The 23,109-nt window shown below is 39.1% G+C and carries 18 protein-coding genes and 1 other RNA gene; 2 read left to right on the top strand and 17 right to left on the bottom strand.

Annotation, left to right across the window (positions count from 1 at the left end; genetic code table 11):
- Positions 1-214: 214 nt before the first annotated feature.
- From murB to ettA, 16 genes are all read right to left on the bottom strand, one after another.
- Positions 215-1,192 (bottom strand): UDP-N-acetylmuramate dehydrogenase, encoded by a 978-nt coding sequence (gene murB / locus PVV68_RS01185; RefSeq protein WP_273719942.1) that lies wholly within the window; start codon positions 1,190-1,192, stop codon positions 215-217.
- Positions 1,170-2,597: a UDP-N-acetylmuramate--L-alanine ligase gene (gene murC, locus PVV68_RS01180; RefSeq protein WP_273719873.1), complete on the bottom strand. Its 1,428-nt coding sequence runs from the start codon at positions 2,595-2,597 to the stop codon at positions 1,170-1,172. Before murC ends, murB begins: the two co-directional genes overlap by 23 nt.
- Positions 2,581-3,717: an undecaprenyldiphospho-muramoylpentapeptide beta-N-acetylglucosaminyltransferase gene (gene murG / locus PVV68_RS01175; protein WP_273719871.1), complete on the bottom strand. Its 1,137-nt coding sequence runs from the start codon at positions 3,715-3,717 to the stop codon at positions 2,581-2,583. The genes murC and murG overlap by 17 nt, the downstream gene beginning before the upstream one ends.
- Positions 3,710-4,864: an FtsW/RodA/SpoVE family cell cycle protein gene (locus PVV68_RS01170; RefSeq protein ID WP_273719940.1), complete on the bottom strand. Its 1,155-nt coding sequence runs from the start codon at positions 4,862-4,864 to the stop codon at positions 3,710-3,712. Before PVV68_RS01170 ends, murG begins: the two co-directional genes overlap by 8 nt.
- A 132-nt stretch (positions 4,865-4,996) precedes the next feature.
- A complete protein-coding gene (gene murD / locus PVV68_RS01165; RefSeq protein ID WP_273719869.1) occupies positions 4,997-6,397 on the bottom strand; it encodes a UDP-N-acetylmuramoyl-L-alanine--D-glutamate ligase in 1,401 nt (466 codons plus the stop codon).
- A gap of 4 nt (positions 6,398-6,401) precedes the next feature.
- Complete coding sequence (gene mraY / locus PVV68_RS01160) at positions 6,402-7,472, bottom strand: phospho-N-acetylmuramoyl-pentapeptide-transferase (RefSeq protein WP_273719867.1); 1,071 nt, start codon at positions 7,470-7,472, stop codon at positions 6,402-6,404.
- A 13-nt stretch (positions 7,473-7,485) separates the two neighbouring features.
- Complete coding sequence (locus tag PVV68_RS01155) at positions 7,486-8,916, bottom strand: UDP-N-acetylmuramoylalanyl-D-glutamyl-2,6-diaminopimelate--D-alanyl-D-alanine ligase (protein WP_273782586.1); 1,431 nt, start codon at positions 8,914-8,916, stop codon at positions 7,486-7,488.
- Complete coding sequence (locus PVV68_RS01150; RefSeq protein ID WP_273719863.1) at positions 8,913-10,364, bottom strand: UDP-N-acetylmuramoyl-L-alanyl-D-glutamate--2,6-diaminopimelate ligase; 1,452 nt, start codon at positions 10,362-10,364, stop codon at positions 8,913-8,915. Before PVV68_RS01150 ends, PVV68_RS01155 begins: the two co-directional genes overlap by 4 nt.
- A gap of 17 nt (positions 10,365-10,381) precedes the next feature.
- A complete protein-coding gene (locus tag PVV68_RS01145; RefSeq protein ID WP_273782584.1) occupies positions 10,382-12,133 on the bottom strand; it encodes a penicillin-binding protein 2 in 1,752 nt (583 codons plus the stop codon).
- Positions 12,133-12,537: a hypothetical protein gene (locus PVV68_RS01140; RefSeq protein WP_273782583.1), complete on the bottom strand. Its 405-nt coding sequence runs from the start codon at positions 12,535-12,537 to the stop codon at positions 12,133-12,135. Before PVV68_RS01140 ends, PVV68_RS01145 begins: the two co-directional genes overlap by 1 nt.
- Positions 12,534-13,532 carry a 16S rRNA (cytosine(1402)-N(4))-methyltransferase RsmH gene (gene rsmH, locus PVV68_RS01135; RefSeq protein WP_273782582.1) on the bottom strand — a complete coding sequence of 333 codons (999 nt, stop codon included), beginning with the start codon at positions 13,530-13,532 and terminating at the stop codon, positions 12,534-12,536. Before rsmH ends, PVV68_RS01140 begins: the two co-directional genes overlap by 4 nt.
- 279 nt (positions 13,533-13,811) lie before the next feature.
- An RNA gene (rnpB, locus tag PVV68_RS01130) (RNase P RNA component class A) lies at positions 13,812-14,202 on the bottom strand.
- An 86-nt stretch (positions 14,203-14,288) separates the two neighbouring features.
- Positions 14,289-14,798 (bottom strand): lytic transglycosylase domain-containing protein, encoded by a 510-nt coding sequence (locus PVV68_RS01125; protein WP_273719857.1) that lies wholly within the window; start codon positions 14,796-14,798, stop codon positions 14,289-14,291.
- 776 nt (positions 14,799-15,574) lie between these two features.
- Positions 15,575-15,949 (bottom strand): hypothetical protein, encoded by a 375-nt coding sequence (locus PVV68_RS01120; RefSeq protein WP_273719856.1) that lies wholly within the window; start codon positions 15,947-15,949, stop codon positions 15,575-15,577.
- Between the two features lie 1,540 nt (positions 15,950-17,489).
- Positions 17,490-18,428 carry a methyltransferase domain-containing protein gene (locus PVV68_RS01115; RefSeq protein ID WP_273719855.1) on the bottom strand — a complete coding sequence of 313 codons (939 nt, stop codon included), beginning with the start codon at positions 18,426-18,428 and terminating at the stop codon, positions 17,490-17,492.
- A 427-nt stretch (positions 18,429-18,855) separates the two neighbouring features.
- Entirely contained in the window at positions 18,856-20,505 is a 1,650-nt protein-coding gene (gene ettA, locus PVV68_RS01110; RefSeq protein WP_273719853.1) for an energy-dependent translational throttle protein EttA, read from the bottom strand.
- Between the two features lie 161 nt (positions 20,506-20,666).
- On the opposite strand from ettA, the gene PVV68_RS01105 reads away from it, so the two are divergent.
- Positions 20,667-21,203 (top strand): hypothetical protein, encoded by a 537-nt coding sequence (locus tag PVV68_RS01105; RefSeq protein WP_273719852.1) that lies wholly within the window; start codon positions 20,667-20,669, stop codon positions 21,201-21,203.
- Positions 21,204-21,250: 47 nt separating this feature from the next.
- Positions 21,251-21,859 carry a bifunctional nicotinamidase/pyrazinamidase gene (pncA, locus tag PVV68_RS01100; protein ID WP_273719851.1) on the top strand — a complete coding sequence of 203 codons (609 nt, stop codon included), beginning with the start codon at positions 21,251-21,253 and terminating at the stop codon, positions 21,857-21,859.
- Between the two features lie 54 nt (positions 21,860-21,913).
- On the opposite strand, the gene PVV68_RS01095 is transcribed toward pncA, so the two are convergent.
- A complete protein-coding gene (locus tag PVV68_RS01095) occupies positions 21,914-22,957 on the bottom strand; it encodes a DUF475 domain-containing protein (RefSeq protein ID WP_273719849.1) in 1,044 nt (347 codons plus the stop codon).
- Between the last annotated feature and the right edge of the window lie 152 nt (positions 22,958-23,109).

The following is a 23,109-nucleotide window of genomic DNA, read 5'->3' as shown; positions in this document are numbered from 1 at the left end:
GATATAGACTACATAAAAACCACTAACACCATATACGGGAAATGCTAAGATTTATCCTTGCGAATCAATAGCCTAGCATTTTGCATAATGAATCAGACTGAAGCGCATGACGCAAGAGTTTCTTTGTTAATTTATTGATTCTTAATGGATTTTTTTCATTATCTCTTTGAAATGACTCAATTTTTTATTACCAATTTTTTATACACCGAATCAATTAATGAAACGGGTCAAAAGAGGGAACAATACGTCCTTGTTTAAATTGACCAATACGTTGTATTTCCCACTGTAAAAGGTGGGCTGAATGAGCAAAAACACGAGCACGCACTGCCTCTCCCAAAGCTTCAAGATCATAACCTGTTGCGTGCCCAGTATTGATCATAAAATTACAGTGCATTTCACTCATCTGAGCTCCACCAATCTGCAAACCACGGCATCCTGCTTCATCAATAACACGCCATGCAGATGTATTTTCAGGATTTCTAAAAGTTGAACCACCTGTTTTTTCGCGAACAGGCTGTACTGTTTCTCGATGCAGTGCAACTTCATCCATAGCAGCACGAATATTGTCATACTTTCCTAATTCACCTTCCAACAAAGCAGCGGTAAAAATAAGATCTTCAGGAACGACACAATGGCGATAAGAATAGTGCATATCCTTGAGACTTAAAATATGACGCTGTCCTCTACGATCAAATGCATAAACCTCAACAACACGAGCAGCCGTTTCAACACCATTAGCTCCTGCATTCATTTTGAGAGCCCCTCCAAGACCACCAGGAATACCATAATAAAAATGAAAACCTGCAACTTCAGCTTCTAGCGCTGCTGCTGCTAAATGTTTATCCGCGGTAGCAGCACCAACCAAAAAACGCTTTGCAGAAACTTGTCGTATTTGCCCAAAACCTTTGGCTGAAAGACGAATAACAACACCAGGAATTCCTCCATCACGCACCAAAAGATTAGAACCAATCCCTACAATTGTTATAGGAATAGATTCAGGCAAATTTTGCAGAAAAAAGGCTAAATCCTCTTCATCAGCAGGCTGATAAAAAAGCTCTGCTAGCCCACCTGTGCGAAACCACGTTACCTTACGCATATCCATATTAGGCGTAAGTTTTCCTTTTACTCCGCAAAACAGCAGTTGCAATCGCGCGAACAGCGCCTCACCATCAATCTGTTGAAAGTTCATCATTTCCATCAAATACCGCCAACTGATGAGGCAACGCACAAGCCCATTGTGTGATATTACCAGCACCAAGAAAAACAACATAATCCCCAGACTGGGCAAATGTAGAGACAATAGAAACAACATCTTCCAGACCGTGAATCAAACGCACATCACGATGACCAGCCATTTTAATATGTTCCACCAATTCTCTAGCTCCAAAACCAACGATTGGCTCTTCACCAGCTGCATAAACGGGTGCAATGAGCACTGTATCTGCATCATTAAAACAAGCAGCAAAATCATCAAATAAATTAGACAAACGTGAATAACGATGGGGTTGTGCAATAGCAATCACGCGCCCTTTTGCACTCTCACGCGCAGCACGTAAAACAGCCTTTATTTCAACAGGATGGTGCCCATAATCATCAAATATTTCAACGCCATGCCAACTTCCTGTTTGCGTAAAACGCCGTTTTACTCCAGCAAATTCTGCTAGTCCCTTTTTTATAGCTTCATTTGCAATACCAAGTTCATGAGCAATTGCAATTGCCGCCGTTGCATTAGAAATATTATGTTGCCCAGACATGGGCAAAGTCAAATTTTTCAACTCAGTCTTTTTCCCTGTCTTGCGTGAACGAATAAGAACATCAAAATGCGTTTTTTGACCTTCCATCGAAAGATTTAAAAAACGGACATCTGCTTGTGGATTTGCGCCATAAGTAATCACCCAACGATCATCAATACGGCTAGCCAACGATTGAACCTCTGGATGATCAAGGCATAAAACAGCAAAGCCATAAAAAGGAACGTTTTCGACAAACTTCCGAAAAGCTTGACGCAAAGCCGAAAAATTTCCATAATGATCCAAATGCTCAGCATCAATATTGGTAATAACCGCAATATCAGCAGGCAATTTTAAAAATGTACCGTCACTCTCATCGGCCTCAACAACCATCCAATCACCCTCCCCCATACGAGCATTGGTGCCATAAGCATTAATAATACCGCCATTAATCACTACCGGATCAAAACAACCAGCATCAAGAAGTGCTGCTATCATGGATGTAGTTGTTGTTTTACCATGTGTACCTCCAACAGCAATTGCCCGACGAAAGCGCATAAGCTCCGCGAGCATTTCCGCACGCCTCACCAGTGGCAAATGCTGCTCTTTCGCAGCAATATATTCAGGATTTGTTTTCTTAATAGCTGTAGAAAATACAACAACCTCTGCATTCCCTAAATTTTCAGGATGATGACCTATATGAATGGTAATTCCTTTTTTCCGTAAACGCTCTACATTTGCGCTATCAACCTGATCTGATCCTTGAACTTTATAGCCAAAATTATGAAAAACCTCTGCAATTCCACTCATGCCAATACCACCGATTCCAACAAAATGGATCACACCTATATTAAGCGGCATTTTCATCAAAAAACTCCTCTTTTATATCTGATAATGAGCGCCCTGCAATCAATGCTTCAGCCATATCAGCAAGGCGAATAGTTGCACGAGGTTGTCCAACTTTTTTTGCAGCAAGCGCCTGCTTTTCTAATAAGTGTGGCTTACAACAAGCTTCTGTTAAGAGAGCAGCAAGTCTTTGTCCGTTCAAATCTTTTTCTGATACAATTTGAGCTCCCCCCACACGCGCAAGCAATGCAGCATTTGCTGCCTGATCATGATCTAAAGCATGGGGATAGGGAACAAGCAAAGCAGGCCGACCAATAACAGCTATTTCACAAACAGATGAGGCACCAGCACGTGATAAAATGAAATGAGACCGTGCCATACGCTCAGCCATATCATCAAAAAAAGAGGCAACTTCTGCTTGCACACCTAACTCGTGATAGGTTTTTATTAACTCTTCAGCTTCACCTCGAACTTGCTGAACAATTCGTAAGCGTTTACGTATCCCCTCATCCAACAAAGTAACTGCTTCAGGAACAATTCGTGAAAAAGCAGAAGCCCCTTGGCTTCCACCAAAAACCAAGAAATGAAAGGGATCTTCATTTGCAGAAGGATGATAAGGAACTTCTGCTGCTTTAAGAACAGCCTCACGCACAGGATTTCCTGTCAAAAATATTTTATGAGCGTAAGCATTATTTTGCGATAACAAACCACCTGCTATTGCACGCACAAAACGTGCTAACGCCCGATTAGCACGTCCCATAACGGCATTCTGTTCATGAATAAATGTTACCCGCCGCATGAAAGCAGCAACAACAACAGGAGGAAAGCTAGGATAGCCTCCAAATCCACCGACAAGAACAGGACGCAGTTTATAAAAAAGCAGCAAAGATTGCCTCATTCCCCTTAACAAAGTCCAAAATGTTTTTATCAATGCAAAAGGATGACGTCGTGTAAATGTTGCCGATGAAATAATATGTGTGTGCGTTTCATCAAAGCAGCGTACAAAACCTTGAGCCCTTCCATCCGTTGCCAAATGAACATCATATCCACGCTGTCTTAATTCAGCAGCAAGAGCTTCAGCAGGAAAAAGATGTCCTCCTGTACCACCAGCCACCAAAACCACAACTTTTTTATCACTCATAAGCGGTATCCAAAACAGAAGGAGAAGAAAAAGCTGAAAGGCGTGCTTCTGGCCAGCGACGTGTTAAACTAAGCAAAATCCCCATCGAAAATGCAATCGCCATCATAGAGGAACCACCATAAGAAATAAACGGCAATGTCATACCTTTTGGAGGTATTAAATGAAGATTAACAGCCATATTAATCGCTGATTGAAAGCCAATCATCATCGCTATACCAGTAATACCAAGACGTATAAATGAATCACGCGTATTCATTGCTATATACAATGAGCGCATAACGATAAAGCCAAACAGCATCATAATGAAAAGACAAAGGATAATACCATATTCTTCAGCAGCAACGGAAAACACGAAATCTGTATGGCTATCAGGAATGATACGTTTTACCGTCCCCTCTCCTGGACCTTGCCCAAACCAACCACCATTCAAAATAGCTTCACGTCCAACATCCACCTGAAAGGTATCACCTTCGCCTGTCAAAAAAGCATTGATACGTTCGCGGACATGGTGCAGAGAAAAATAAGCAAAAACAATTCCTAGCAATCCTAAAATGATAAAGAGAAAAATAACAGTAAGAGGCACACCAGCAACAAAAAACAGACCGCCCCATATTGCACTGATTAAAAGTGTTTGACCAATATCAGGCTGTAAAACGAGAAGCACACAACAAAAAGCATAAAGTACAGTAGCAAGCGTATAGCCAGGAATACCTCTACGCCTTATCTGTTCTGAAAAAAGCCAAGCAGACATCACCACAAAAGCGGGTTTCATAAACTCTGAAGCTTGTACAGAAAAACCAAACAGAGGAATCCAGCGCCGCGCTCCCTTTAATTCTGGACCAAAGAATAAGGTTGCAACCATAAGAACAAGCGTTACAACAAGCAAAAGAGCACATAAACGGCGAATATTACGAAGTGAAAAAAAAGAAACAGTAATCATCGTAAAAAACGCTGGAATACTAAAAATGATATGCCAGCGTACAAAATAAAAACTATCAGCTATGCCGATTTTTTTTGCGATAGTGGGACTCGCAGCAAAAGACAGCATGATGCCAATCCCCATGAGAATCAAACAAGCAGCAAAGATAGAGCGATCAATCGTCCACCACCAATTAGCAATTGGGTCTCTATCAGCACGCGTAACCATCATATCTACCTTATCTTTGTCATAATTCTCTTCAAAGCGATATGGTTCCCACTCCCTGTAACATACACTTCAAAAACTAAATTACACAAAAAAAGATTCCGGAGTATTAACGTGAAAAGGCTTTTTTAAAATTCATGTTTCTTTTAACTGCATAACAAAAGAAATAAATTCTTCCCCACGCTCTTCATAATTTTTAAATTGATCATAACTTGCACAAGCCGGTGAAAAGAGGACCACAACCTCTTTCGCCTTAAAGAGCCTTGCATCAGCAGCAGCTTCACGCACCGCATGTTCCAAAGTTAAGCTCATTGAAACAGGAAAAGAACATCCAATAACACCGGCAAATTCTTCTGCTGCACTCCCAATTAAATAAGCTTTGTGAATTTTATGAAAAAATCCTCTAAGAGAATCAATTCCACCTTCTTTTGGCAGCCCCCCAACAATCCAAAAAATATCATGAAAAGCAGAAAGTGCGGGAGAAGCTGCATCGGCATTAGTTGCCTTGCTATCATTGATAAAGAGAACTGATCCCATTTGACGCACCTGCTGCATACGATGAGGCAACCCTTGATAACTTGCTAAATACTGATTCATATGTGGATCAGTTATTTTTAAAGCCTGTAATGTCGCTAATGCCATAAGAGCATTTTGCGCATTATGACGACCGCGCAATGCCGTCATAGATGCGAGATCTGCCAACATCTGAGACTGTCCTTGACAAACAGAAAAGAGCTTAGTTCCATCCGCATAAAAACCATTTTCTAGCAAATGTTCCTTGGAAACTGCTTCAACGTGATGACCTTCATCAAGCAATTGTTTATACAAAGCCTGACAAGATGCATCATCTACTGAAATAAAAGCACGAGATGCTCTAGCAACGAGATGTCTTTTGGCTTCCACATAATGCGCAAAACTACCATGGCGATCGATATGATCAGGTGTTAAATTCAATAAAATCCCAATAGTTGGTCGAAGAGAAGGAGTAAGATCAATTTGAAACGATGAACATTCAATCACGTAAATACGTTTTTTTACAAATGGCTTAAGCATCAATATTGCTGTTCCAATATTTCCGCCCATCTGCACATCATAACCCATTTGTTCTAATAAATGCGTAAGTAAAGCTGTCGTTGTCGACTTCCCATTTGTGCCGGTAATAGCAATAAACGGAACATCCCTATCACAAAAACCATAATGCTGTAAAAAACGATAACGTGCACGCACAAATAATTCAATATCGCCAATAATTTCTATATTTGCTTGACGCGCTTTTTCAACAACCCAATGAGGTTTAGGATAAGTTAAAGGAACACCGGGAGCCAAAATCAATGCAACAAACTCTGACCAATCTTCATGACGAAGATCTCTTGTTGGAATATCTTTCTGAAAAGCCTCTTGTATGCTGGAAAGATTATCATCCCAAGCAACCACTTGCGCACCACCACGCATCAACGCTTGTGCAGCTGCTAATCCTGATTGCCCTAATCCAAACAGGGCAACTTTTTTTCCCTTATAACATGTAACAGAAATCAAAGCTTTACCGCAATTTAAGTGTTGAAAGACCAATCAATGCAAGCACGATCGAAATAATCCAAAAACGTATCACTACTTGGCTTTCCGTCCATCCTTTTTTCTCAAAATGATGGTGTATCGGAGCCATGAGAAACACACGCTTTTTGGTTAATTTAAAATAACCAACCTGAATAACAACTGAAAAACCTTCTAGAACAAAAAGTCCCCCAATAAGCGCCAAAACAATTTCATGCTTGGTGGCGACAGCAACACTACCCAATAGTCCACCAAGAGCCAACGAGCCAGTATCCCCCATAAAAATAGCCGCAGGTGGTGCATTAAACCATAAAAAGCCAAGACCTGCACCAACAACAGCGCCCAATAAAACAGCCAATTCACCTGTTCCTGAGACATAATGAATTTGTAAATAATCAGCAAAATTAATATTACCAGAAAGGTAAGCAATCAGAGCAAAAGACAAAGCAGTAACCATGACAGGAACAATAGCAAGTCCATCAAGACCATCAGTCAAGTTAACCGCATTTCCCGTTGCAACAACAACGACAGCAGAAAAAGGAATAAAAAACCAACCCAAATTGATGAAATATTCTTTCAAAAAGGGCAAAGCTAATCCCGGCGAGCCAACTTGTAAGAATATAAAAGCAGCCATTGCCGCAACAAGAAACTCCAAACTTAACCGTGCTTTACCAGAAAACCCTTTATGTGTTTGTTTTGTAACCTTAAGATAATCATCATAAAAGCCGATCACTCCAAAACAAAGCATAACAAACAGCGATACCCAAAAATAAATATTTGATAAATTACACCACAAAAGCGCAGATACCACAATGCCCGTTAAAATCATCAGCCCACCCATAGTAGGTGTTCCCGCCTTTTTAAAATGCGTTTGAGGTCCATCAGCGCGAATAGGTTGCCCTTTTCCCTGCCGCAATTTAAGAGAGGCAATAATGCTAGGACCAAACAAAAACACAATAAGCCCAGATGTAAGCATAGCTGCTATAGTGCGAAAAGTAATATAACGAAAAACATTGACTCCTGGAAGCCAATCACTAAGCAAAGATAAAAACAGCATCATGATATAAAAAAACCTATTTCAACGAGAAAGAAACAACCTTATAGCGATCAAGCAATGCCCTCACAATATCTGATGAATAAAGACTATTGGATGACTTGATCATAAGCAGATCTCCATGGGAAACTTCTGCAAAAATAAGCGGTAAAATTTTTTCAGCATTTTCAGCATAGTGAACCTTCACAGAGGCAGACAGATCAGAGGACAAAAACTTCATTGCCTCACCAAATAAAAAAACGGGATTAGCACCAGAAAGAGAGACTGGCTTTACTAAATCACGATGGAGTTTTTCACTATAAGCACCCAACTCCAGCATATCACCCAAAATAGCAATTCGCCGACCACAGCTCCCTACCGGCCCTATAGCAAGCAAATCAAGAGCCGCACACATAGATGCAGGATTTGCATTATAGCTTTCATCAATTAAAGAAAATTCGCCCCCATTTGGTAAAGCCAATCGATAACGAACACCACGCCCCTTCTGAAGAGAAAAACCACTTAAAGAAAGTAAAATGGATTCCAAATCAACACCAAGAGCATCACAAACAGCAATAACCGCTAAACTATTTTGTACAATATGTCGTCCAGGAGCTCCGATTTGAATTTCTCTCTCTTGCCCCAAAATACGGACAGTCACAGAGGAATTCTCTGTGAGAAGACGTATATCTCGAGCCTGATAATCAGCGTTTTGAGTCTCACCAAAGCTTAAGATTTTTTTCACACCACATTGCTTTGCTTTTTGGACTAAATAAGAAAAAAAATCACTATCTGCATTTAAAACAGCAATCCCCTCCTTATCCAGTCCTTCAAAAATTTCAGCTTTTGCATCAGCAATTTCCTCAAGGTTTTTAAAGAAACCCATATGCGCCGCAGAAATATGTGTAATGAGAACAATATGTGGATGAACCAACTTAACCAAAGGGCGAATTTCACCCTTATGATTCATACCAATTTCAAAGATACCATAATCACTCTCCTCAGGCATTCGTGCCAAGGTAAGCGGCACGCCCCAGTGATTATTCAAAGAAGCAGGATTAGCGTGAACCCTCCCAACAGCTGTCAACACTTGTTTGAGAGCTTCTTTTGTTGTTGTTTTCCCCACAGATCCTGTTACCGCAATAATTTTAGCCTTTGAACGCTTACGCGCAGCTTTTCCAAGCTTTTCTAAGGCTTGTAAAACATCAGGAACAACAATGAGTGGAGCAGATATTTTTTCCATATCCGCTAAACGATTTTCCGCAACAATAAGAACACCAGCACCTCGCTCATAAGCTTGCAGGGCAAAATCATGGCCATCAAGATGATGCCCCTTAATACAGAAAAAAATCTCGCCTTCTTCTAAAGAACGAGTATCGATAGAAACTCCAGAAAAAGTTTCTGGCAAATGCCCCACGACAAAACCACCGATTGCAGAAACAAGTGCTTGTTTATTCCATAAAGCTGTCATTTAATCCGTTCCTGTAAAGCCTCAATCACTTTCAAGCGATCTGAAAAAGGATATGTTTTTTGCCCTATAATTTGACCATTCTCATGACCTTTTCCAGCAATGATTAATGTATCCCCTGCTTTTAATAGCCCAATTGCATAAGCAATAGCCTCACCACGATCTGCTATTTCGATGGCTTTGGGCGCTGCTTGTAAAATATCTTGACGAATTTTTTTTGGTATTTCCGTGCGAGGATTATCATCCGTTACAATGACAATATCAGCTTTATTTTCTGCGATTTTTCCCATCAAGGGTCTTTTTCCTTGATCACGATCACCACCGCAACCAAAAACAAGGATCAAACGTCCTTGCGTAAAGGGACGAACAGAAAGCAATACCTGTTCTAAAGCTTCTGGTTTATGCGCATAATCGATATAAACAGGAGCATTATTCTCTGTCTTTCCAACCAACTCTAACCGCCCAGGTGCTCCTTGCAAACTTTCCAAAGAACGAAACACCTTATCTGGAGAAACACCTGTTGCAATTGCGAGTCCCGCCGCCATAAGCGCATTGGTCACCTGAAAATCTCCCGCTAAAGGCAAATCAAATGTATAGATATCGTTTTCCACACGACACTCAATACACTGTTTTGAACGTTGATGCTCAACACGATTAATAGTGATAAATTGCCCTTTACGCCCAACTGTTAAAACACGACGGCGTGCTTTCTTGACGGTATCAATAACCTTTTGCGAATAAATATCATCGGCAAAAATCAGAGCAGGAGCATCTTCAGGCAAAAGCGTATCAAACAGCCTCATTTTAGCACATAAGTAATCCTCTACACATGCGTGATAATCCATATGATCACGCCCTAAATTGGTAAAGGCGCCAGCAGTTAAATGGACCCCATCAAGTCGATTTTGATCAATTCCATGCGAAGATGCTTCAAGGGCAGCATGAGTAACACCCTCATGAGCAATTTCAGAAAGAAGACGTTGTAAAATAACTGGATCAGGTGTTGTAAGAGAACCGTAATCATTCCGATGAGGAGAAATGACACCTACCGTTCCTATACTTGCCGCACATAATCCAACGTGAGTCCAAATCTGCCGAATGAAAGAGACAACAGATGTTTTACCACTTGTCCCTGTCACGGCAACGACCGTTTCAGGTTGAGAACCATAAAAACGTGCCGCTGCTATTGCTAAACTATGACGAACATTACCAACACGTAAAAGGGGAACAGATAAATCCTTAAAGACAACATGAGAATCTGTCACAATTGCTCGTGCACCACGTTTTAGTGCATCATTAATATAATGTTTGCCATCAGCTTGATTTCCTTGAATAGCTACAAAAACATAACCTGGCAAAACTTGCCGAGAATCTGCAGTTATTCCTGTTATTTCCATTGAAGAAAGCTTTTCATCTTCAAAACATTCTGCAAAAACTGTTCCAAACAACATGATAACGTACCTTTATCTTAATTCTGTCGTTGCTTAACAAATTTCGAATTGTTCTTTGTGCTCAAAAGAGGCTCGTATTCTTTTTCGAAATCTGGTTTTATTCCCAAAAAACTCGCTGAACGGCGGATGATATTAGCAAGCATTGGCCCTGCATTCATTGCTGCTGTTGCTGAACGCTGCCCCTCTTCAGGTTGAGGCTCATCGATAATAGTTAAAACAACATAAGAAGGATTTTCTATAGGAAAGGCAGAAAGGAAACTATTAAAATTTTTTGTTTTAGAATATTTTCCATTTTCAACTTTTTCAGCTGTTCCTGTTTTACCACCAACACGATAACCTTCTACTTTTGCATTACGTCCAGAACCTATATTGCTATTTAATTTATAAAGATAACGCATATTTTGACTCGTTTTGGCCTGTAAAACTTTTTTCGCATGTTGCAAAGCTTGTTCTTTTGTGCGTTTTAAAAAAGTAGGATCAATCCACCAACCATCATTCATAAGAGCAGCAGCACCTACAGCTGTTTGCAAAGGCGTTGTTGCCATACCATGCCCAAAAGAAATCGTCATAGAATGGATATCCTTCCAATGATGTGGCACGACAGGATGGGCGACCTCAGGCAATTCTATTGTCAATCGATCAAGTAAACCAAGTCGTTTTAAAAAATCACGATGTCCGTCAATTCCTACCGCCAAAGCCTCCTTAGCAGAACCAATATTGGAAGAATAAATAAAAACTTCCCAAACTGTTAAGGGACGATTTTTTCCATGGAAATCACGAATGAAGTAATTTTTACTTGCCTGAATAGGGTTTGAAGCATCAATAACACTATTCAAATGAAAAAGTCCTGAATCAAGTGCCATTGCGGTTGTAAAACTTTTAATAATAGATCCCATTTCAAAAGTCCCAGCTGTCATTCTATTAAAACGATCACTTTTCAGAGCATCAGCAGGATTTCCAGGGTCAAAATCTGGAAGTGATGCCAAAGCCAAAACTTCTCCTGTGTGGATATTTAAAATAACAGCTCCTGCAGCAATCGCTTTATAACGCTTCATGGCCTTAACAAGTTCATCATGCACAATGGCCTGAAGTCGCACATCAATTGAAAGCTGAACTGGGTTTAATGATTCTTCTGTTGCAAGACCAGCAGCACGCAAAGCACTCAAGCCAGCATCATCAATATATTTTTCCATACCAGCTATGCCCTGATTATCAACATTCACCATGCCGAGAATATGCGAAACCATAGATCCACTTGGATAAAAACGACGAATTTCCGTACGAAAACCAATCCCTGGAATACCAAGAGCCATAATCCTTGTCTTTTGCATTGGCGTTAATCCACGCTGAATCCAAGAAAAGCTGGACTTTTTTTTGAGACGTTTATAAGTCTCCTGCCAATTGAGATTGGGCAAAACTGTTGAGAGCAATTCAATGGTTTCATCCACATCAATAATACGTCGCGGTTCAGCAAAAAGCGAATAAGTCTTAATATCCGTTGCCAATAAACGGTTATTACGATCCACAATATCAGGTCGAGCAGTGGGCTGAACAGCCGTTGGCCCTTTTGCTTCTTCAATCTGCCCACCTTCAAGCCCATAAGAAATAAGACAAGCTCCTATAATACTATACAAAGCCAGAAAGCAGAACAAAGAAAAAAGCAAGCGTGGACGACCAGAATACGAGCGATAAACAGGAAAACCATCAAGAGTGAACTGGTTATTATTTAAGCGCCTTTTCTTTTGCGAGAATGGAAAGGATAATTTCATCACCGCACGCCTTTTTGTACAACACTATTCATCTGAGAAGTACGATTATTCGCCAAAATATCTCGCCTTTCCTCCAAAATATTTTGTTTAATCACTTCTTCAATGGGATCATGTACACGCACTGGAATATCTTTAAACTCTACGATTTGGCGAGGCTGTATGATCTCCAAACCAAGCTCTTTTTGATAACGTTTTGCAAGTTTTTGCAGACGTGAAGGCTCTATCATCACAGCCCACTCAGCATGTAATAAACTCACCGTATTTTTCGCTGCAGCAATTTCATGTTCAAGATGGCGGATTTCGCTCATTCGCCTTTGGACATCATATTTTACCTTATAAGTAAGACCTGCCATACAAATCATAATGATCACTAAAATCATATCAAATGTGCGAAAAACTGTCATTTCTTGCCACCCTCAAAACTGGCAATTTCTGCGAAACCAAATAATTTCATATCTGCTGCAAAACTCTCCGCCTGTGTGCGTACACCAATACGCAACTTTGCAGAACGTGAACGAGGATTTTTTTGAAGCTCTTCTTTATTTGCAGTGATCACACCTTTAAACAAAGGAAAAAATGTTGCTGGAACCGTCTCTATTTCAGGAAGATAGCGTGATCTCCCCTTCTCTCCTGAACGAGCAGAAAAAAATCTTTTGACCATACGATCTTCAAGAGAATGAAAACTCACAACACCCAAACGACCTCCTGGTTTCAAAACGCGTTCAGCAGCAAATAAACCACGCGCGAGTTCACCAATTTCATCGTTCACATAAATGCGAAGAGCTTGAAATACACGTGTTGCAGGATGAATGCGCTCTCCATTTTTGTACCCCACCAACGCTTCAATGGCATGAGCAAGGTCACCAGTACGCAAAAAAGGCTGGATAGAGCGACGTTTTTCAATCATTCGTGCAATTCGCCCCGCATAACGTTCTTCTCCTAATATTTTAAAAATACGCGCTAATTCATTACTTTTTAAACGATTGACAACATCACTAGCAGTAAAACCCGTCTGAGCCATTCGCATATCTAATGGACCATCTTTTTGAAAAGAAAAACCTCTCTCAGCTTCATCAAGCTGCATTGAAGAAACACCAATATCCAAAATAACAGCATCCACCTTCTCTTCAACGACGCTCTCCAACTTTGAAAACTCCATCTGCACTAAATGAAGTCGTGGAAAAAATTCATCAACAAGTGATTGTCCCGCAACAATAGCATAAGGATCACGATCAAGAGCAATAACCTGTGCGCCTGCATTTAACAAAGCACGCGTATAACCACCAGCACCAAAGGTGCCATCAATCACTCTTGCCCCAACCAATGGCGCAAGCCCAGCTAAAACTGGCTGTAACAACACTGGAATATGGCGTTCAGCTCTGTGACCTTGTTTTGTCAAAATAATCCGTCTTGATTTATGCTTATTTACAATAAACAGCTCTCACATGGAAACTGATATTAGAATAACCAAAACTTCACCTTTCACAATGAAAGAACATAAAGCCAAAGTTAGTCCAGCACATATCCTAACGCATTATACTTAAAGAAATGTTATGATTTTTTAAAAGGCTTTTTTAAAGTATACACTCTAAAAGCACCCATTGATTGCATAGAATAAGTCTGCGTACAACGCCCATTTTTTACAATAATCAATGAGATAAAACACATTCAGTCAAAAAAGATCAGTCGGCCTATAAGCCGGGTTCTGTATCATAAAGCTTACACTCTATATGGCAACCATTCATCTGGGACGGATGTTACCATCCGCCTCGTGCAACCTACCCGAATGACTCGCTTGGAAACCAGCTGCAAGTTAAGTCTTGCGCGTCATTTCTATTTGGTCTTGCTCCCGGTGGGGTTTACCTTGCCACATTCATTACTGAATGCGCGGTGGGCTCTTACCCCACCCTTTCACCCTTACCTATAAAAATAGGCGGTTTACTTTCTGTGGCACTTTCCCTAGGGTCGCCCCCGCCGGGTGTTACCCGGCACCGTTTTTCCGTGGAGCCCGGACTTTCCTCACCTGTCCCCTTTAAGTATTGGACAAGCGCGGCTGCCCAGCCGACTGACATGGCACTTATAAAACATTTTTCATGACGTGAAAATAGTATCTCCAAGAATTTTTAGAGCAAATGCATCACTTTCAAGATCATTTTTATTTCAATGAAGCCAAATAAGTTTTTACTTTTGAGCAATATTTTGCTGAAATAGCATTCATTTTCTTTGCACCATGACCTGCATTATATTTAAGAATCGTACCACAGGTATTTCCACCACTGAGTTTATATGCCCGTGCCAAATAACGCATCCCATATTCAAGATTAGTCGCAGGATCGTAAAGATCTTGTACAGAACCATTAAAACCCAACCCTCGCGCCGTAGAAGGTTTAATTTGCATTAAGCCTATTTCACCAGCGGCCCCCTTTGTACGTGCCTTATAATTACTTTCAACTCTTACAACAGCATGAGCCAAATTAACAGGAACATTATGCTTATTTGCAAATTTCTGAATAAGGGACTCATAAGGACGCACAGAAATCTTAGGAGCACTATTCACTGAGTTTTCACTTGATCCTGCAACATTGAAGACAGTATGAGCAAAACTGATATCGAATACAAAAAATACAGCAAATGCTGCATTTAAAAAGACTTTCAAAAATTGCATTTTCTCTCTCTTTATTAAGACATTCTTAAATCCTAGCCGTAATGACTTTACCGATGTACTTTACAGAAAAAAAAAGCTAAAGAGCGGCTTGAAAATGAAAATATTAAGACAATTTCAAGATATTTTTTATAACAAAAGAAAATCTCTTAAAAAATAATATATACTTCTTTATTTCATAAAATATAAAAACAAAAAGAAACTCTATAAGAGATTTAAACCTAATAAAAATACGATAGAGATTACCCATTTTTCATACATCTATCATACGGCTTACTTGTAGTAAAAAAACAGCATTTAAAATACCGCTGTTCATTCTTATACAGAATTTCTAAAAGCTTTCATTAAAATCAATCGCTCATTACAAAAAGCGACACAGAACAAAAGTCTTTCACCGAACACTTTTGATATTTCAGAATATTTAATGAGAAAGAGAAACCGTTACCCACTTGCTCCATACACAGCTAAACACCCACAGCAGAAAACTTCTGCTAGAAAAGCCAGGGAGCAAAATCGGTCATTCCAATGGGATTTACTTGGATACACACTAAAAAACACTTTTAAGCCTATAATAAAGCTTCGTAATCATTTTCTCTGTTTTTTATCTATAAAAAAACAGGAATCCGAATACCCTCTACATAAAAATTTATAACACCTATCCCTCTCTTTAGGAAACATACCAAACAGTGCAATCCTTCTGGCTGCTTTTCAAAAAACGCAAAAAATGTGAGAAAACTTTATAAAATTAACTGCAAATATACAACTCGTGAAAGACATAGCTAAAAATAAGTATCCACAATGGAAGGATGAGAAATCGCTTTTGATAGAATAACAGCAACAATCCTACCTAATTTCTGAGCCTGCTCACTGTTTTGACCACTTGCAGAAGCAAGAGCAATTATGTCATGGCGCATTTTCTCAATTAATTTCTTTTGCTGCTCCGGCTTCAACTTAGAGAGTTGCATAATAACATCGGGAAAAGATACTGCAAATTTTTCTAGAAGCACTTCCTCTGTAATATTAACTTGGGGAGAAGAAAAAGAGCGATCGGACAAAAACCGATAAGCCGTAACACTCCGAGAAACAAAAAGGCTGGCACCAAAAACGGAAAACACAAAAAAAATAAAAATGATACGATTTCCGCAAGACCTCATTACTCTTACCTAAAGATCATAACACACAAAGCAAAAACAACCCCATCATATCTAGTGGCTTTCAAGAAAAACAATCTCCATCATCGATAAAAAGAATAGTACCTCAGCCACACAATTTGCAATTTCTCCCTCTCAAACACTACATACTGCTATTGCATCCCCCAAAAATCAATACCACTCCCTTAAAGCCTGGCTGAGGATTTCCTCAGCCAGGCAAGACAATCTAGGGGATCCACGCGGGGGGGGGGAGGAGGTTCCCCGATCGTCTTCTCACATCAACCACTAAGTGATCAATGCAATATTCTTGCTATGGAATAAAATGTTTTAAACAACAAGAAATTCTTATCACCTTCTATGCAAAAAAACATAAAAAAAATTATAAATCGTTTAAAAATGGAAAAATTTAGGCAAAAAATATTTAAAATGATCCAATTTGAAGCAATTTTATTTCAAGAAGAATGAAATAAGAATCTACAATCATTATAATTTTCAATATTTTTTTAGAAATTTCTGTGATTATAAAAAACTTTAAAGTGTAAGCAGATTTTTCTGCATTTTACCTATGGCACAGACAAAACCTATAAAAGCAACAAATACTCGCTGAACAGTCTTTACCAAAACTCAAAATACAAGCCTTTTAGCCCTTTAAAAATGGTACAAAAAATGCCCCCCAACATCATTTACACCGAATCACTCACTATTGCTACCTAGAGTGATTAAAAGTTATTTTACAATCAAAAAAAATCCAACGCATTATCATAAAAGACTATGATTCATAGAGATGTTTTTTCTCCACATACTACTTTGTAGTTACTCTCTTGCAACATGATGCAATAGTCACTCTATAGTTGAAAATTGCTGTATTCTGTTCTTTATAAAGAGGATGAGCCAATAATTTTTTGCTGTTCACGTTTTGTATAAAATCAGACCTCTCACAAAACCTTACCTGATTATACTGCTCACTCACCTACTTGCTTAAAGAGAGAGATTTCACTTCGCTTTTAAGTCCATTTTCTAGCCCTGTTTATGAAAAATACAAGACGAGACCCATTAAGACCTGCATCTGTCCAGTGAATGAAGCGACAAAGCAGAAATATTATTACACTTACCATCCCTCAACATTGAATTAGCTCTTGCATTAAAATAACACTTCAAAAAGCATATCTTACCTCTTTCTTTAACAGTCGCACTCATACATTGCCCGCTTATGGGAACTCAATAAGCTTTCTTTGACCTATGTATCAAAAGGCTTGAAACGAGAAAATATCCCTATATTCACAATTTTCATTCAAATTATAAAACAATGAATGATCACTCATAAATTCAATATATTATCAATCACGTACTGTATCAACACACATTAAATGCTTCCAGAAAAAGCCATCTCTGTAAGAATATCTTGAGTTATCCCCCATACTACCTCTTAAAACACCAGTAAATCGCGTGCAAAAAACAATACCCCTTTAAAAACTCACCAAAGCCTCACCTTTCCTGCTTTTAATTAAAAAACAGAGAATAAAGCACGTTAACCAAAGATGATTTATGCAAAATCTACTTTTTTATCTTTGATATCATCTATGAGTAAACGTGGATCACGGGCAAGCCAAATTGTAGGCATAAACCCCTTATTATTTTCATTTTGCATAGGAGCAAGACAAAGCGTTTGTTCTAGAATAAGTCCAGCATTTTCAAGCCATTGTTCTATTTGTGCATCTGAAAATCCACGGTATATATGGGCGTGGCAAACATGTGAAGAAGCAACTTTTTGCCCAACAAAATCTACAATCAACAAACGCCCATGAGGGCGCAAAACACGCGCCACCTCATGAAGAGCCATCTCAGGGTTGTCAAGAAAATGAAGAACCCAATGAAGAAAGACCACATCAAAAATTTTCTCCCCAACAGAAAGATGCAAAACATTGCTTTCAAGCTCCACTTCAACACTATGCCTATAAAGATCTGAAAATAATTTTGAGACAGCATCTGTCTCCATACCAAGAGTGAGCATAGTCTCAAACGGTTCATCGCCAATAATTTCAAGTAAAGCACTTTCCACAACCTGATCGGCAATATAGGATAACCGTAAAGCCTTCCACTCTGCTTTTTTTCGTAAAAAATGCTCTTTCCCCACTCTTTGGCGCTGTTTTCTTACCTCCACTAAACGTTCTAAATCACGCACTAACATTACGTCATGCTTTGGCAATGCTGAAATAACAGCCATCACAATGTCTTTGCTTAAACAATTATAACAAAACTTAAAATAATTCTCTCCCCCCTTCTGATAGCATGTCACCAACCACGCCTTACGTAATAAATGGAGATGCCGTAAGACATGCGATTGCGGCTGTGCCAAGATAAAAGTAAGATCAGAAATTGTTAAATCTTCTTGACACAACAGCGCTAAAATACGCAAACGACTTACTTCTGCCATCGTTTTCAGCAACTCAATCATTGCATCTAAACTTACTGTCTTGTTCATCAATATTCCTTAACTCAGATAAACATTTATTCTAACGAATAGAAAATCAAGCAGAAGGCATAAGGTTGCATAAGACTGTGTGGATTGTTGTTATAATAATATGAAAAATGAACAGTTCCTCCCAGCGCTATTTCCTCAAGATAATAGTGACACACCTTATAGAGCAATCACAAAACTCTTTGTAAAAACTTATAATCCTCCACGATAATGTAACGAATAAGAGAGATTTATATGTATTATTATGTATTATCAGTATCTCAAACATAATAAAATATTCTGTAAAGAATATAATAAGAATTCTAAGCTTTCTTTGTTATCTCAGAAGTGAAAAACAAAATTTACCCTATGGTATACTGTTTTAAACGCAAAGAAAATACCAGCAACCACCATCATTTTCTCAAATCAAGCTTAAACAAGATAAAAAATTTTAGCGCGTAAGAGGCTTATAATTAACACGCTTAACATTGAGGGACTCTGCACCAAAACGGCGAATCTTATCAGCCTCATATTCGGCAAAATTACCTTCGAACCATTCCACATGGCCTTCACCTTCAAAAGCCAAAATATGCGTTGCCAATCGATCAAGAAACATACGATCATGCGATATGATAACCGCACAACCAGCAAAATTTTCCAATGCATCTTCCAATGCAGCTAATGTTTCAGTGTCAAGATCATTTGTTGGTTCATCAAGGAGAAGAACATTGCCTCCCTCTTTTAAAAGCTTAGCCAAATGAACGCGATTACGCTGCCCCCCTGATAAATTTGCCACCTTTTGCTGTTGATCTGCTCCCTTAAAATTAAACGCACCGCAATAAGCGCGACTATTCATTTCATATTTGCCTAATTTAATAATATCATTTCCACCAGAAATTTCTTCCCAAACAGTTTTATCACCTGCCAATGCATCACGACTCTGATCAACATAACTCATGTGAGCTGTTTCCCCAATACGTATTTGACCTGAATCTGGCTGTTCTTGGCCCGTCAGCATTTTAAACAGAGTAGATTTTCCCATCCCATTAGCCCCAATGACTCCAACAATCCCTCCAGCAGGAAGCTTAAAAGAGAGGTCATCAATTAACACACGCTCACCATATGCTTTAGAAAGATGATCAACTTCAATGACAACCTGCCCCAATCTCTCTCCAATAGGAATAATAATTTGTGCCTCTCCAGGACGGCGCTCCCGTGCTGCCTGCACCAATTCATCATAGGCTTTAATCCGAGCCTTTGATTTTGCTTGGCGCCCTTTTGGACTAGAAGCTATCCACTCTTGCTCACGTGACAATGCACGCTGACGCGCAGCCTCTTCACGACCTTCCTGAGCCAAACGTTTGGCTTTTGCCGCCAAATAAGCAGAATAATTCCCCTCATAAGGAATACCTTTACCGCGATCTACTTCTAAAATCCAACCTGTGACATTGTCGAGAAAATAACGATCATGGGTTACCAAAAGTACCGCGCCAGGATATTCACGCAGATGTCTTTCAAGCCAAGCTGTCGTTTCTGCATCCAAATGGTTTGTCGGCTCATCCAAAAGCAATAAATCAGGTTTTGACAAAAGCAATTTACATAGAGCAACGCGCCGTTTCTCACCTCCTGACAGCTTTATCACACTCTCATTGGCAGGCGGACAACCAAGAGCAGCCATAGCCATTTCTACTTGACTTTCTAAATCCCAAAGATTTTGACTATCAATAATATCTTGCAGCTGAGCGCTCTCATCAGCCGTTTCTTCACTATAATTCATCATCAATTCATTATAACGCTCAACAATTGCCTGCTTATCTGCAACACCTTCCATCACATTGCCACGCACATCCTTGCTCGTATCAAGAATAGGTTCTTGCGGCAAATAGCCACAACGTGCCCCTTCAGCAAGCCATGCTTCCCCCGTATATTCCTTATCGAGCCCAGCCATAATACGTAAAATTGTTGATTTACCTGCACCATTGGGTCCTAAAATACCAATCTTTGCATCTGGATAAAAAGACAAATGAATATTTTCTAAAATTTTTTTATTGCCATAAGCCTTATTAAGCCCAGCCATGTGATAGATAAATTGACGTGCCATAAATTTCTCTTTGATATTTTCGGTATTAAAAATCAGAACCTTGAAAAAAGTGCTTTCACTTTTTTCAACTACGCAGTAAAGAGTGCTTTCCTTGTATCAAAAGCCTCTCACTCTATATTGATACATTTTTTCTCATCTCACAAGCCCTACTACGGTTCTGCATGCAAAAAAACATCTCATCAAAAAATAGAGAACAGCTGTTTTTAGCTGTACCTGAAACATGCTATCAAACATCACCTCTTTTTTCTATACCCGATACAACATTGTGTTTTTATCGTATTAAGCCGTCTTACCAATGTAATATGGTGCCCCATAAAAAGCTCATTCTCTATGCCCCTTCTTTTTTTGCCTTATGGGCTTTACACTATGCAGTAAAAAAGCCCGCTCTTTTTTCATTAATTTTGTGTTACGGAAAACAATGGACTTCACCTCTTTCTTTGATGGGACTTAAGCTGCGTTTACAAAACGATCGCCGTCTTATGGGATCTGACGTCCCAAGCCTTATGGTCATGAAAGCTTTGCACCAACATGTAGCAAGAAGTGACTATAGTGCACTCCCCATTGGAAGATGGTTACAGTTCGTAAAAAACTATAAAGCGAACTGTAAAAACTTATCCATCCCTCTTTTTTGGCTTGATAATTATAAAGGTAATACCAATATCCGCCAAATTATCTCAAAACTTCAAAATAAAATATAACTTTTTAAAAGTACCACATAAAGTAAATCTCCCACAGGAATATGTCTATGAAAAAAAAAGCCTTAATCGTCATTGATGTTCAAAACGACTTTCTACCAGGTGGAGCACTTGCAGTACCACAAGGCGATATCATTATACCGGCTGTCAATAATCTCATAGACCACTTTGATCATGTCATTTTAACCCAAGACTGGCATCCTCAAAACCATTGTAGTTTTGCATCTTCCTACCCTGATAAAAAGCCCTATGATACCGTTGATCTTGACTATGGCTCTCAAATACTTTGGCCCGATCATTGTGTACAAGGAACCAAAGGAGCAGACTTTCATACATCTCTTAAAGTTGAAAAGGCGCAACTTATCCTTCGAAAAGGCTATAACCCAAAAATTGATAGCTATTCCGCCTTTTTTGAAAATGACCAGAAAACACCAACAGGCTTACAAGTTTATCTCAAAGAACACGGCTTCACAAAACTTGCTATGTGTGGTTTGGCAACAGATTTTTGTGTAGGACTTTCTGCACTTCACGCCATACAATGTGGCTTTAAAGTCAGCGTTTCATTAAATGCCTGCGCTGGCATTGATGTAAATGGTTCTCTCAATACAATGCTTAAACTTATGAACGAATCCGGTATAGAACTCTTAATGGCTTCCTAAAATCCCTTCTTCTTTTACCATTGCCATGTATAAAAAAATTTTAATTTACTTAGGTTAAAGATGCTTATTGAGATGATGACGCTTAAAACGAAGAGACGAATAAAATGCCATTCCAATAATACAAACTCCCACTAGTCCTGTTAACACTTCAGGAACAGATATAGTTGTTTGCAGATACATAATAACTGCGAGCACCAAAATGGCATAAAAAGCACCATGCTCTAAATAACGATAATGCAACAATATTCCAGATTCAACTAACATAATCGTCATAGAACGAACATAGAACGCCCCTATACCAAGACCAATTGCAATAATAAAAAGATTGTGTGAAAAAGCAAAAGCACCAACCACCCCATCGAAAGAAAAACTAGCATCTAGAATTTCGAGATAAAGAAAGGCGCCTGCTCCTCCTTTTGTAACAGTACTAAGAGTCGTTTTAGGAGCATCCAAAAGTGAACTCACTGCTTCGATTCCTATAAAAGTCAAAAGTCCATAAAGCGCAGCAAGTAAGAAAGTTATTTTATCTTCTGTGACAATCTGTGTGGAAAAGAATAATATCAAAGCCAAAACAATTGCAACATCAATACCAACAAGCGCCCCCAATTTTTGAGCAGGTTTCTCTATAAAAGAAAACCAATGGACCTCTTTTTGCGAATCAAAAAAATATTTCAAACCGACCATCATGAGGAAAGTTCCTCCAAAAGCCGCAATCCCCATATGTGCATCTGTTAAAATTGCAGCATATTGATGTGGTTCCCATATTGCTAATTTTACTGCCGCAATTGGATTAATCCTAACAGCAACAGCAACCACGAGTAATGGAAAAACAACCCGCATCCCAAATACAGCCACTAAAATGCCCCATAGCAAAAAACGACGACGCCATACAAAATCCATTTTTCCAAGAACACGGGCATTGATAATAGAATTATCAAAAGATAAGGAAATTTCTAAAATTCCTAGCACACAGCAAATAAAAAAATATCTAAGAAAGCCGGTAATACTCCCTGTTTCCAACCAACCAATAATGCCTCCTAGAAAAACCCCAACAACTGTAAAAAAGAAAGCCCATCTAAAATAACCTAATAAGGTCATGATCATACCTCAAAATTTATTTTTCATTTATCTGTAGAGTGCACATCGAAAAATGGCATCTGTTCATAGAAAAATAACGACAACCTACACGGCGTGCTTATATGGAAATGCCCTTTAGAAAAAACAAGAGAAAGATTAAGTGATTCTCTCAT

The organism is Bartonella sp. ML69XJBT (assembly GCF_028618515.1).
Classification (GTDB): Bacteria; Pseudomonadota; Alphaproteobacteria; order Rhizobiales; family Rhizobiaceae; genus Bartonella.
This window is presented reverse-complemented; position numbering and strand designations above follow the sequence as displayed.